At 70.7% G+C, this 14,526-nt stretch carries 1 protein-coding gene (cut by a window edge); it reads right to left on the minus strand.

The window, feature by feature from the left end:
- Nucleotides 1-100: 100 nt before the first annotated feature.
- Nucleotides 101-14,526: the 3' portion of an Ig-like domain-containing protein gene (locus ACTB72_RS01830; RefSeq protein ID WP_463035270.1), read on the minus strand. The gene runs 13,609 nt beyond the window's last position; only the last 14,426 of its 28,035 coding nucleotides appear in the window; the start codon falls outside the window, past its right edge — the gene reads right to left on this strand; its stop codon occupies nt 101-103.

Below are 14,526 nucleotides of genomic sequence, written 5' to 3' on the forward strand. Positions count from 1 at the left end.
AAAATGCAGGAATCGCGCGCCTGCAAGTCCCCCCGAAAAGCAACGCGGGCGGCGGCGCCGCCGCCCGCGTTTCCTGCGCCCCCCCGCGCGGGGCGCGCCCTCAATCCAGCGGCGACTGGACCGTGATCAGCATTCGGGCGGTGTCGAAACCGCCAAGCCCGTCCGAAATCTCATAGGTCACGCTGGCGTCGACCGCGTCGCCCGGATCCAGATCCGCGAAATCGCCGTCGGGGTTGAACCAGAACCGGCCGTCGGCCAGCAGCCGGACCCGCCCGCCCTCGGCGAGGTCGAAGCTGGTTCCCACCAGCGCGGCCTGGCCGTTCACCGACACCACCTGCAACGCATCGCCGTCGGGGTCGTAATCCGCCCCGAAGCCGTTGTCGGCCAGCACGTTGCCGGACCGCACGCCCCCCGGCGCCGACGCGACCAGGTCGTCGGCCGCCACCGGCGCATCCTCCACCCCGTTCACCCGGATCGTCGCCGTCGCCGCCCGTGCGCCCGGCGCCCCGGTCTGGTCGCGCACCGCGTAGGTGAAGGCCACGTCGGCGGTCTCGCCGAAGCGCAGCATGTCGAAATCGCCGTCAGGGTCGAAGACGAAGGACCCGTCGGCCTGCGCCGTCAGCAGCCCGCCCGCCGCCAGATCCACCGCGACGCCGACATTCGCGGTCGCCCCCTCGATCCGGGTCACGGTCAGCGCATCGCCGTCGAAGTCGAAATCCGCGCCCGAGCCGTTGTCGGTCAGCAGCCCGCCCGCCAAGGCGTCGTCCGCATCCACCGCGAAAGCGTCGTCGGCCGGGATCGGGGCCGAGTTGGCGCCCCGCACCACGAAGGTCGCCGTGGCGGTGTCGGTCAGCCCGCCCGCCTCGGCGATGGTGTAGGTGACGCTGGTCGTCCGGGTCTCCCCCGGCGCGAGGTCGAGGAAATCGGCCTGCGCGTCGAAGCCGAACGTGCCGTCCGCCTGCACCCGGATCCGTCCGCCGCCGTCGAGGTCGACATAACCGCCGACCCCCGCCGCCAGCCCGTCGACCGCGACCACCGAGAAGGCGTCGCCCTCCGGATCGACATCGGCCCCGCCGCCCGCCGCGGTGAAGAGATGACTCACGAAGGCCGTGGCCCGCTCGGTCGGCGAGTAGCTGTCGTCGGCCGCGACCGGCGCCTGGTTGGTCCCGTCGACGCGGATCGTCGCCGTGGCGACCGAGCCGCCGGTCAGCGCGTAGTCGAAGCCCACCGTCTCGCTCTGCCCGACGCGCAGATGGTCGAAATCCCCGTTCGGGTCGAAGACCATCGTCCCGTCCGCGCTCACCACCACGAAGCCGCCGCCCGCCAGCGCCACCGGCTGGCCGACGCCCGCCGCAGCCCCCTCGACCGAGACCACGACCAGCGCGTCCCCGTCCACGTCGACATCCGGGCCCGCGCCGTTGTCGGCGAAGACCGAGCCTGCGACCCCCGCCGCATCGGTCGCCACGAAAGCGTCGTCGGCGGCGACCGAGGCGTCGTCGACCCCCATCACCGTCAGGGTCGCCGTGGTCGGCGCCGCGGCCTTGGCGTTGAACTGATCGGCCACGGTGTAGGTGAAGCTCACCTGGCGGCTCTCGCCCGCGGCCAGATCGTCGAAATCGCCGTCGGCGTCGAACCAGAACGCGCCGTTGGCGTTGACCCTGAGCCGGCCGCCCTCCGCCAGATCGAGCGACCGGCCCACATTGGCAGCGACGCCTTGCACCAGGGCCACATGCAGGACCGCGCCGTCGTCGGGGTCGCGATCCGCGCCGGCGCCGTTGTCGGCCAGCACGTTGCGGGAGAAGAGCGCGTCCTCATCGGTGACGAAGGCGTCGTCGACCCCCACCGGCCGGTCGTTGCGCCCTTCCACCGTGATCGTCGCCACGCCCGTGTCGGTCCCGCCATGCGGATCGGCGAGGGTGTAGCCGAAGCTGACCGTCGCGGTCTGCCCGACGCCCAGATGCCCGAATTGCGCGCTCGGCGCCTCGAAGCGGAACGTGCCGTCGGCCAGCACCCGCAGCTGCCCGCCGCCGGCGAGCGCGATCGACTGGTCGATGTTCCCCGCATCGCCGTCGACCGCGACCACGCTCAGCGCATCGCCGTCCGGGTCGATGTCCGCCGCGCCGCCATTGGCCGCCAGCAGCGAGCCTTCGGTGGTCGCGCCTTCGGCCGCGAGGATCGCGTCGTCGACCGCCACCGGCGCGTCGTTTCGGCCCTGCACCTCGACATGGACCGTCGCCGTGGCGGTGGCGCCGTGGCTGTCGGCGACCATGTAGTCGAAGCTGACCGTGCGGCTCTGGCCCACGCCCAGATCCTCGAAATCCCCGTCGGGGTCGAACCAGAACCGGCCGTCGGCCAGCACCCGCGCCCGACCGCCGCCCGCCACGTCGAAGCCGGTGTCGACGTCGAAGCCGCCGGCCCCGATGACGTGGAGCGCGTCGCCCTCCGGATCCCCGTCCGGACCGGCGCCGTTGTCGGCGAGCACGTTGCCCGACGCCGTGCCGTCCTCGTGCCCCTGCACCGCGTCGTCCTGCGGCGTCGGTGCGTCGTTGCGGCCCGCGATCGCCAGCGTCACCGTCGCGGACGACACCGCCCCGTGCGGGTCGGAGACCTGGTAGTCGAAGCTGTCGGTCCCGGTCTCGCCCTCGGCCAGGGCATCGAAGGCCCCGTTCGCCTGCCAGTCGAACGTCCCGCCGGCCAGCAAGGTCACCGAGGCGCCGGAGGCGAGCACGACGGTGTCGCCCTCCGCCATCGCCGTCCCCTCGACGCCCCGGACATGCAACGCGTCGCCCGTATCCGGGTCGGTGTCGTTGAGAAGCACCGAGCCGGTGATCCCGCCCGCGTCCTCGTCGACCGCGAAGCCGTCGCCGGCGTCGGCGGCGGGGGTGGGCGCGTCGTTGCGCCCTTCGACCGTCACCGTGACGGTGGCGTCGGTCTGCGCGCCATACGGATCCTCGATGGTGTAGTCGAAGACCACCTCGCGGGTCTGGCCGACCCCCAGATCCTCGAAATCGCCATCGGCCACGAAATAGAAGCCGCCGTTGGCCAGCACCCGGATCCGGCCGCCGCCGGCGAGGTCGATGGCGGTGTCGACCAACCCGGCATCGCCCTCGACCGCGACCACCGCGAAGGCGTCGCCGTCCACGTCGAAATCCGCCCCCGCGCCATTGTCGGCGAAGATCGAGAAGAAGCTGACCGCATCCTCATGGCTGGTCAGCGCGTCGTCGCGGGCCGTCGGCGCGTCGTTCACGCCGTCCACCCGCACCGTGACCACCTGGTCGGCGCGCCCGCCGCGGTTGTCGCCGAGCGTGTAGCCGAAGCTGACCGTGCGGCTTTCGCCCACGCCCAGATCCTCGAAATCCCCGTCCGGGGAGAACCAGAACTGGCCGTTGGCGTTGACCCGGACCCGGCCGCCTTCGGCGAGGTCGATGGACTGGCCGACATGGGCCGCGAGTCCCTCGACCCGGCTCACCTTCAGCGTGTCGGCCTGGTCGATGTCGTAATCCGCGCCCGACCCGTTGTCGGCCAGCACGTTGCCGCTGCGCAGCCCGTCCTCGCGGACGAAGGTCGCATCAGCCTGCGGACGGGGCTTGTCGTTGCGGCCCTCGATCGTGACCGTGACCTGGCCCTCGTCGGTGGCGCCGTGGATGTCGGCGACGGTGTAGGCATAGGACACCTGCGCCGTCTGCCCGACCGAGAGGTGGTCGAACTGCCCGGTCGCCGCGTAGAACCGCGCCGTGCCGTCCGCCAGCACCCGCAGGAGCCCGCCGCCCGCGAGCGCGATGGCATTGCCGACATCGGCCGCCGACCCGTTGACCGCGACGATGGTCAAGGCGTCGCCCTCCACGTCGAAATCCGCCCCCGCGCCGTTGTCGGCGAAGAGCGAGACCACGCTCAGCGCGTTCTCATGGGTGCGGATCGCGTCGTCGCGCGCCGCCGGGGCGTCGTTGCGCCCCGCGACCTCGACCGAGACCGTGGCCGTGTCGGTCGCGCCATGTTCGTCCGAGACGGCGTAGGCGAAGACGTCGGTCGCGGTCTCGCCCTCCGCCAGCTGCTGGAACTGGCCGTTGGCGTCGTAGAGGAACACGCCCCCCGCCTGCAGCGTGACAAGCGCGCCGGAGGCGAGCGTCGCGGTCTCGCCCTCCGCGATGGCCTGGCCGTCGACCTCGATCACCGACAGCACCGCGGTCGCGTCGGGGTCGAGGTCGTTGGCGAGCACCGAGGCGAGGAGCCGCGCCTCGTCCTCGTCGCCTGCGAAGGCTTCGCCCGCGTCGTCGCCCGCCACCGGCGCGTCGTTCTCGCCATGGACCACGAACGCCACCGTGGCCGTGTCGGTCAGCCCCTGCGGATCGGCGACCGCATAGGTGACCGAGACGGTGCGGGTCTCGCCGACATTGAGGTCCTCGAAATCACCGTCGGCGCGGAAATAGACCTTGCCGTCGGCCTCGATCCGCGCCCGCCCCCCGGCCTCCAGGTCGAAGGACTGGCCGACCAGGCCTGCGTCGCCGTCGACCGAGACCACCTTGAGCGTCTCGCCCTCCGGGTCCGTGTCGTCCGCGCCCGGATCGGGGAGGATGACATTGCTCGAATACACCCCTTCCTCGCGCACGTCGAAGCGATCGTCGACCGCATCGGGCGCGTCGTTGCGCCCCTCCACCGTCACGGTGACGGTGGCCTGGTCGGTCTGACCGCGGCCGTCGTCGATGGTGTAGGTGAAGACCGCATCGCGGCTTTCGCCGAGCTGCAGGTCGTCGAAATCGCCGTCGGCGGAGAAATAGAAGGTCCCGTCCGGGAACATCCGGATCCGCCCGCCCGCGACGAGGTCGAGCGCCACGCCCACCGCCGCCGCGTTGCCGTCGACCCGGCTGACCCGGAACGCGTCCCCGTCCGGATCGGCGTCGGCGCCCGAGCCGTTGTCGGCGAAGGCGTCGAAGAGCGCCACCGCGTCCTCGTGGATCGTCACCGCGTCGTCCTCGGCCACCGGCGGCAGGCTCGGCGCGTCGTCGTTGAGCACGGTATGGGTGGCCGCGCCCGCGGACGGGTTCACCGTGTAGCCGGGGCGCGAGACGGTCCCGAGCGCCAGCGTCAGGGTCTCGTCCGCTTCCGCCGCCTGGTCGCCGATCACGTCGACGCGGATGATCTTGCGGATCTCGCCCGCCGCGAAGCTGACCGAGCCGGGGATGACCGAGGCGACGTCGCCGTCGGTCAGCGTGCCGGTGCGGGTCAGCGAGACGGTCAGCGGCGCGTCGGGGTCGCCGGCGCGGTCGATGACGAACCAGATCGGGGTCGCGCCCGCATTCCCCTCGGCCGCGGAGGTCGCGGCCTGGGTCGCCGCGCCCGGCAGCGCCGGATCGGTGAGGCTGGCCGCGATCGACAGCGTGCCGCCGAGGTCGTCGTTGACCACGGTATGGGTGGCCGACCCGCTGCCCGCCGAAACCGTGACGTTGTCACGATCCGTGCCGGCAAGGGTCAGGGTCAGCGCCTCGTCCGGTTCCATCCCGTAGTCGCCGCGGACCTGGACGCGGAAGCTCTGCTGGGCCTGGCCCGACAGCATCACGATCTGCGCCGGCGGCAGGGTCACGACGTCCGCCACATCCACCAGGCCCGAGCGGTCGATGCTCACCGTCACGTCGCCGGTCAGGTCGCCCGAGCGATTCACGGTGAACCACACGTCCTTCAGATCCACGTCGCCCTCGGCCGCGGCGCTGTTCGAACCGGGCTCGAAGGCCTTCCCGCCCGGCGAGACCAGCCCGACGCCGATGGAGACGATGGAGGGGTTCAGCACCACCTCCGTCACCGTCACCGCGACCGTCGCGGTGTCGGTCCCGCCCTTCCCGTCGGAGACGACGTAGGCGAAGCTGTCCGGCCCGTTGTAGCCCGGCGTCGGCGTGTAGGTGATCACCCCGCCCGCGCCCAGCGCCGCCGTGCCATGGGTCGGCTGCACGATGCCGGTCACGCTCAGCGCGTCGCCGTCGGGATCGACGTCGTTGGCCAGCACCGAGATCGCGACCGACCCCTCCTGGGCCACCGACACCCCGTCGTCGACCGCGACCGGCGCGCGATTGATCGCCTCGTAACGCACCGTGTAGGTCTGCGACCCGCCGGCGTCGTTGTTGTCGAGGATGTGCAGCACGTATTCGTAGGCCGGCCGGCCGGCATCGGGGAAGGTGCGGTCGGTGACCCACCAGTTGGCGGGGTCGAGCACCTTGCCATCGCTGTCGCGCACGATCTCCACCACCCGGAATTCCCCGTCCGAGGGTTCCAGCAGCGCCGCGTAGCTCCAGCCCGAGGTCATGGTCGCGGTGACCTGAATCTCGGTGTCGAGGGCGTCCGGCGCCCCGTCGGCGACTTCGCCGGTGGCCTGGGCCACGGCGTGGATCGACCCGTCGGAGGAGTAGAGCCTGTCGGGCGTCCCGAAGGCGTCGCCATCGTCGTTGACCAGGAAGTCCGGCAGCCCGTCCCCGCCCGGCACGTCGATCTTCACCTGACGGATCAGCTCATGGATCCGGGTTTCGGTGATCAGCGACAGTTCCTCGATGCCGAGCCCGTTGAGATGGCGGAATTCGACCGAGTAGTTCTCGAAATGCCCCTGCAGGCTGGATTGCAGCAGCCAGGTCGCGACCTCGATGTCGCCGGAGGCCACGTCGCCGAAATCGGCGGTCAGGGTTTTGGTCGCGGGCGCGCCGTTGACCGAGGAGCCGATGATCTCGAATTCGACCAGCAGGCCCTTCTCGTTGTCGATGATCTCCGGCTGGGCCGAGGTGATGCGCAGGTTCCGCGCGTCGCCGCCGCCGGAATTGGAGACCATGAGCGCGAGCTGGAACGGATGGCTCGGCTCGACCACGCCCTCGGTGAACGGGTCGTCGGAGAACACGTCGCGCTGCCAGAAGTAATCCAGCTCGAGTTCCGCCTGCGGCTGCACGGTCACCCGCTCGCGCGCCAGCGGGATTTCGATCACCGCGCCGTTCTCGTTGTAGCCCAGCGTGCCGGTGACGAAGTAGTCGGTCGGGCTTTTCGGGGCGGCGAGGCGCGAGGGGATCAGGGTGAACTCGGCCGAGCCGGTTTCGCCCGCCGCGATCACGCCGGCGCCGTCGATGCCGGTGAGGTTGCGCAGGATCGGGTCGTCGATGCCGAAGACGTTGGTGGCCACCAGATTGCCGGCGGCGTCGCGCACCTCCAGCGTCAGGGAGATGTCGGTGATGTCCTCCACCGTCAGGTTGACGATCTCCAGCTCCGCCAGGAACGCCTGACGGGTCATCACCGCGTCCTGGGTGATGCGGATGCGGACCTCGGCGCAGACGCCGGCGGTCGAGGCGATCTGGCCCGCATAATCGTAGACGGAGTCCGCGATCACGGTCCCCAGCCCGCGGTCGTCCAGACCGTCCGCCTCGCTCACCAGCGGGATCAGCGCCGAAAGGATCTCGTCCACCCGCGCCCCGTCGACGATGCCGGCGCCGGCCGCGTCGGGATCGGTGACGCCCGATTGCAGCGCGGAAAGCGTGTCGTTCCAGCGGTCGGCGAGGTCGTTGACCGCTTCTTGCGTCACCGGCGAGGGCAGGACCAGGTTCAGGAGGTCCGCGCGCTCGGCCCCGTCGATCACCTGCTGGGCGCCGGTCCCGCCGATGGCCGCGGCCAGCGCGTCGAAGAAGGCGTCCGCGCCCGGCGCGCGACCGGTGATGTCATGCCACAGAGGATCCCCGAACAGCTCGTCGATCAGCGCGACGGTCTGCTGGACGATCTCGCTCGACAGCAGCCATTCCGCCTCCAGCGCCGTGCTCGGCTCGAAGAAGGGCGAGGTGCGGGCGTAGGCGTAGTCCCACCAGTCGACCACATGCAGCAGGTCGTCGATGTCGCCGGCGAAGGCCGGCAGCAGCTCGGTCAGCTTGGCCATGGCGCCGAGCGTGTCGCCGCCCTGGAACCGGGCGAGGATGCTGTCGGCCCCGTCGAAGGTCAGCATGCCCACCAGCGCGTCGAAGGCGTTGCCCTCGGGGATCGAGGTCAGCGAGGCGTATTCGGCCGCGTCCCCGTCGCAAAGGTCGGTGATCTGCAGGACCGGCACGTTCGGCGTGATCGAATAGGGGTCGCCTGTTCCCGTGCCGCCCCCGCCGCCGCCGCCGCCCGGTCCGGTGATGCCGCCGAAGAAGCCGCCGCCACCGCCGCCGAAGCCGAAATTGCCCGCGCCGCCCTGGCCGCAATTGCCCTCCACATTGGCGAAGGCGATGGGGATCGCCTTGTGCACGTCGAAGGGGCCCGCGTCGAAATCGTAGGTCAGCGAGCCCTGCAGCTGGCAGGGGATCGAGCCCGGCGCGTCGCCGCCGTCGATATCGTCCACCCGGCGCACGGTCACCGGCAGGGTGATCGAGCTGCCCGCCTCCAGCAGCGCCAGCATGTCGACCGGCACTTCGAACGTGTAGAGCGGGTGGGTGGGCAGGTTGAGATTCACGTTCTCGACCTGGATCAGGCCGTGATTGGTGACGGTCATCTCGACGATCATCGACTCGCCCAGATCGTCGACCCGGCTCAGGTCGATGACGTTGGGCGAAAGCACCACCACCGGCAGCGGCACGTTGGTCTGGAAATCGGCCTCGACCACCACCTCGTAGCGGTCCTCGATCTCGATCTCGGTGACCGACCAGTAATACTGCACCGTCTCGCGCGACAGGAAGGCGTCGATCACCCGCGGCTCGCCGGCCTCGAGATAGATCGTCGCCTGATAGCTGGAATGCTGCGCGGCCTGGACGCGAAGGTTGTAATAGCCCTCCGGCAGGTCGGGCACCGTCACCGTCCCGTCCACATCCATCGAGGCGTAGACCACCGCGCCGGTCACCGCGTTGGTCAGCGTGACCGAGGCGTCGTCGACCTGCGGCGCGCCCTCGGCGAAATAGGTCAGCTCGTCGACGATGTTGAGGGTCAGCGAGCCGGTGTCGTCCTCCACCGCGGTGAAGTCGAAGCCGATGTTGACCACGTCGCCGCCATCGGCCTCGCGCACCTGCAACGCGCCCATATAGGCGAGCAGGTCGAGATTGTCGCCGGGCAGCAGCGACAGGATCACCGTCGCGCTCTCGCCCGCCGCCAGCGGCCCGATGAAGGGCGACGAGGCGACCGAGAGCCAGGGCAGGTTCGGCAGGATCACCGTGATCGGGGCCGAGATCGCGGACCCGGTATTGGTGATGTCGAAGGACACCAGCTCCTGCTCGCCCCGCACCATGAAGGCGCGCAGGCTGGCCACGCTGGCCTCGAGATCGGCGCCGGACGGGACCACGTCCACCCGGATCGCGGTCTGGGCGACGCCCGCCTCGGCCGAGGAGACGGTGAGCACCGCGTCGGCGAAATCCTCCGGCGCGTCGCCGGGGATCTCCACCTCGAAGCTGACGGCGATCGAACCGTCGCCGTTCAGCGTCAGGCTCGACGCCTCCGCCGATCGCAGCCAGCCCGCGGGCAGGCCGGAGACGGTGACGTTGAGCAGCGAGATGTCCAGATCGCCGAGGTTCTCCAGCGTGAAGGTCAGCGTCTCGGACGTCCCGAGGATCACCTCCTCCACCGCCGCGTGCTGGGCGAAGGTCATGCCGTAGAAATCGACGCTGGCCTCCGGGCTCGGCTGCTCGACCGGGTTCTCGGGGTGATGGGCGGTGAAGTTCACCGTGCCCGCCTGGCCCTGCAGGACCGAGAAGTTCAGCGACCAGTTCCCGTTGACGTCGGTGAGCGCGGTGGCCTGGCGGACCACGCCGTCGAGCTCGGCGTCGATGGTCACGAATTCGAAGGCCATCCCGGCCCCCGACGCGGCGTCGAGCGCCTGACCCGACAGCTGGATCACCTGGCCAGAGATCGCCTCGGCGACCGAGGCGGTCAGGGTCGCGCGGAACCGCGCCTCGACATTGCCCACCGCCGAGACGCCGACATTGTCGCTCTCGTTCGACTCGGCGATGACGTCGGCGCCGTCGGTTTTGACCAGCAGATAATAGTCGCCCGGCACGTCGGGCAGATGCACCGACACCAGCCGGTCGTAATGCGCGCCCGAGGGCAGCTGCCCGGTGAACTCCACCACCCGCAGCAGGTCGTCGCCGGCGTCGAGCACCATGTCCCGCGACAGGTAGATCCGGTCCTGGAAATGGCTGGTCGCGTCGACCGCGCCCTGATTGGTCACGGTGTAGCCGACCTGCACCCACTCGTCGGTGCGCCCGCCCGCGAAGGAGACGTCGGAGGCGACCAGGTTCACGTCGCCGTCCGATCCGCGGATGGTGACGGTCGCCGTGGCCGTATCGGTCCCGCCATGCCCGTCGGAGATGGTGTAGTCGAAGCTGTCGGTCGCGCTCTGCCCTTGCGCGAGCCCGTCGAAAGCGCCGTTGGGGTCGTAGATGACCTGGCCGTCGGCCCCCATCGTCACCCGCGCGCCGGAGGCGAGCAGGATCGGGGCGCCGATGGCCTGGCCGTTCACCTGGGTGACGACCAGCGCATCCCCGGCGTCGGGGTCGACGTCCTCGCCCGGCCCCGTGCTCGGGGTCACGTCGAAGGCGACCGTCGCGCCCTCGTCGGTGGCGGCCACGTCGTCGGCCGCCACCGGCGCGTCGTTGCGCCCGGCGACGTCGAAGGTCGCGGTGGCGGTGTCGAAGCCGCCGCGCCCGTCGCTGACGGTATAGGTCAGCGTGGTCTGCGCGCTCTGGCCCGCCGCCAGATGGTCGAAGTCGCCATCGGCGTTGAAGGTCACCCGCCCGTTCGCATCGACCCGCGCCCGGCCGCCGCCGAGCAGGTTGATCCCCTGCCCCACGAAGCCCGGCTGGCCGTTGACCGAGATCACCGTCAGCGGATCGCCGTTCGCGTCGGCGTCGGCGCCCGCGCCGTTGTCGGCGAAGGCGTTCAGCACCGCGCCGCCCATGTCCTCATGCACCTGGAACAGGTCGTCGCGCGCGTCCGGCGCGTCGTTGGTTCCGCCGATGGCGATGGTCACCGTGGCGGCATCGGTCCCGCCATGCCCGTCGGAGACGGTGTATTCGAAGCTGTCGGTCGCGCTTTCGCCCCCGGTCAGACCGTCGAAGGCGCCGTTGTCGTCATAGGTGAAGGTCCCGTCCGCGTTCAGCGTGACCAGCGCGCCGGAGGCGAGCGCGGTGGGCGAGCCCAGCGCCCCCGTCGACCCGTTCAGCGCCACGACCGAGATCGTGTCGCCCTGGTCCACGTCGCTGTCCACACCGGACCCGTTGTCGGCCTTCACCTGGCCCGAGACCGTGGCCCCGACCGAGGTCGCGAAGGCGTCGTCCTTCGCGTCGGGGGCGTCGTTGACCCCGGTCAGCAGCACGTTGACGGTGGCGAGGTCGGTCAGCCCGTGCGGATCAACGATGGTGTAGGTGAAGCTGTCGGTGCGCTGCTGGCCCGCGCTCAGCGCCTGGGCGCCGGCGGCGGCGGTCGGGTCGTAGAAGAGCGCGCCGTCCGATTGCAGCGTGACCGTGGCCCCCGAAGCGAGCGTCACCGTCGCGCCGACCAGCGCGGCGGAGCCGTTGACCGCCGCCACCGTGAACGTGTCGGTCCCGTCCGGATCGACATCGGCGCCGGAGCCGTTGTTGTCGAAGACATTGTCGGAAAGCGTGGCGTCCTCGTTGGTCGCCAGCCCGTCATTGCGGGCGTCGGGCGCGTCGTTGCGCCCGGCGATGGTCATCGTGACCGTGGCGGCGTCGGTCTGCCCGGTCCCGTCGACGAGGGTGTAGGTGAAGCTGTCGGTCGTGCTCTCGCCCAGCGCCAGGTCGTTGAAGGCGCCATTGGTGGCGTAGTTGAAGGTGCCGTTGGCATTCATCCGCACCGCGGCGCCCGAGGGCAGCGCGATCAACTCCCCTATGGCGGCGGCCGAGCCGTTCACCGCGGTCACGCTCAGCGCATCGCCGTCCGCGTCGCTGTCCGCGCCCGCGCCGTTGTCGGCGAAGGCGTTCAGGCCTACGGCCGTCTGATCCTCATGCACCGTGAAGACGTCGTCGCGCGCCACCGGCGCCGCGCCGGCGCCGCGGATGGTGACGGTCACCGTGGCGGTGTCGCTGAGGCCATGCGGGTCGGTCCAGGTGTAGTCGAAGCCGTCGGTGTCGCTTTCGCCCGAATTCAGGCCGTCGAAAGCCCCGTTCGGGTCGTAGCTGAACGTGCCCGAGGCGTTGAGCGTCACCAGCGCGCCCGAGGCCAGCACGATCTGCTGGCCGATGTCGGCGGGGACGCCATTGATGGCGGTCACCGTCGGCGCGTCGTTCGCGTCCGGGTCGTCGTCGGCGCCGGCGCCGTTGTCGACGGTCACGTCGCCGTTGAGCACGCCGCCCTCGCCGACCTCCACCGCGTCGTCGCGCGCCGCCGGCGCGTCGTTGAGCCCGGTGACCGTGATCCGCAGCCGGCCGACATCCGTGCCGCCATTTCCGTCGGACACGGTGTAGTCGATGAAATCGACCACGCTCTGCCCCTGGGCCAGCGCCTCGAACGCGCCGCTGGGATCGTAGCTGAACGAGCCGTCGGCGTTCAGCACCACCTCTCCGCCCAGCGCCGTCGCCGTCGCCACCCCGACCGCGAGCGCCGAGCCGCCGACCTTGGTGACCTGCAGCGTGTCGGACGCGTCGGGATCGGCGTCGTTGGTCAGCACGTCGCCTGCGGCGCCCGCCGCCTCCGTCGCGGTCGCCGCATCGTCGAGCGCGGTCGGGCCGTCGTTGCGCCCGGTGATGGTCAGGGTGACCGTGGCGGTGTCGGCGCCGCCGTTCCCGTCCTCGACGGTGTATTGGAAACTGTCGGTGGTGGTCTCGCCCAGCGCCAGCGCGTTGAAGGCGCCGTTGCTGGTGTAGTTGAAGGTCCCGTTGGCGAACATCCGCACCGCGGCGCCGGAGGCGAGCGCCACCAGATTGCCGATCGCCCCGATGGCCCCGTTCATCGCGGTCACGCTCAGCGCATCGCCGTCCGGGTCGCTGTCCGCGCCCGCGCCGTTGTCGGCGAAGGCGTTCAACCCGATGGCCGTCTGATCCTCATTCACCGTGAAGGCGTCGTCGCGGGCGTCGGGCGCGGCATTGTCCACGCCGACGGTGATCGTCGCGGTGGCGGTGTCGGTGGCGCCATGCTGGTCCGACAGGGTGTAGTCGAAGCTGTCGACCCCGCCCGACGGGAACGCCCCGTTGGGATCGTAGCTGAACGAGCCGTCCGCGTTCAGCGTCAGAAGCGCACCGGAGGCGAGCGTGATCTGCACGCCGATATCCGCCGCCGCGCCGTTGATCTGGGTGATGCTCAGCACCGCGTTCTGGTCGGGGTCGCTGTCGGCGCCGCCGCCCCCGCCCGCGATCACGTTGCCGGTGAAGCCGCTGTCGGATGCCGCCGCGAAGACGTCGTCCGCCGCGTCGGGCGCGTCATTGGTCCCGGTGATGCGGAAGGTGACGGTGGCGGTGTCGCTCAGCCCGCCGTCGTCAGTGATCCGGTAGGTCAGCGTCTCGGTCGCCACCTGGCCCTGGCCGAGATGGTCGAAGACGGGGCCGTTGGCGTAGTCGAAACCACCGTCGGCGCGCAGCGTCACCGTGGCCCCGGAGGCGAGCGTGATCTGGCTCCCCACCAGGCCCGCGTCGCCGTTGACCTCGGTTACCGTGAACGGATCCCCGCCCGGATCGTAGTCCACGCCCGGGCCGTTGTCGTCGAAGACGCTGCCGAAGGCGGAGCTGGCGTTTTCGGAGAAATTGATGGTGTCGTTGCGCGCGACCGGCGCGCCGTTGGCGACGCTGACCTCGAAGCTGTCGACCTCGACCGCATTGGCCTCGCCCGAGCGGTCGTCGACCGTCACGGTGACGGTGTAGACCCCCTCGGCCGCGTAGACATGGCTGATCTGCGGGGCGGAGGCGCCCGAATTGAACACCACCGGCGCCGAGCCATCGCCGTAATCCACCGTGATCTGGCGGGTGTCGGGGTCCGGATCTTCGAGGGTCAGGTTGCGGGTCATCGCCTGACCCTCGGTGACCGAGGCGTTCGGCCCCGCCTCCAGCCCCGGCGCGTCGTTGACCGGGGCGACGGTGATGTTGGCCGCGACCACGTCGGACGAGAACGTCGTGCCGTCGGACCCGGTCCACAGGAAGCTGTCGATCCCGTTGAAATCCTGCTGCCCGATATAGGTGAGGTTCCCCGCCAGCAGGTCGGCGCGGCTGATCTCCTGCCCCGGCGTGACCGGAGAGCCCGAGATGCTGAGCGTGCCGTCGGTGGGCAGCGTGCCGATGCGGATCGCCTGCAGGGTCTGACCCTCGGCGTCCGCGAAGCCCGCGTCGAACACCGCGGCGTCCAGCACGATGACCGCGTCCTCGTCGCCCGAGGCGCTGACCGGGGAGACGTCGGGCGCGTCGTTGCCGTAGATCTGCACGGCGATGGAGCCCTGCCAGATCACCGCGAAGCCGCCCCCCGGGATCGCCGTGATGTCGGGGTTCAGCTGGTTGCCCGTGGTCGTCGAGTTCACCACGAACTGGCTGTCGAGCCGCGCGCCCCCGGCGTCGTATTGCTGCGCGAAGACGCCGTAGCCCGAGCCGTCGGCCCCGCCGTGATCGGACCAGG

Source organism: Albimonas sp. (assembly GCF_055129145.1).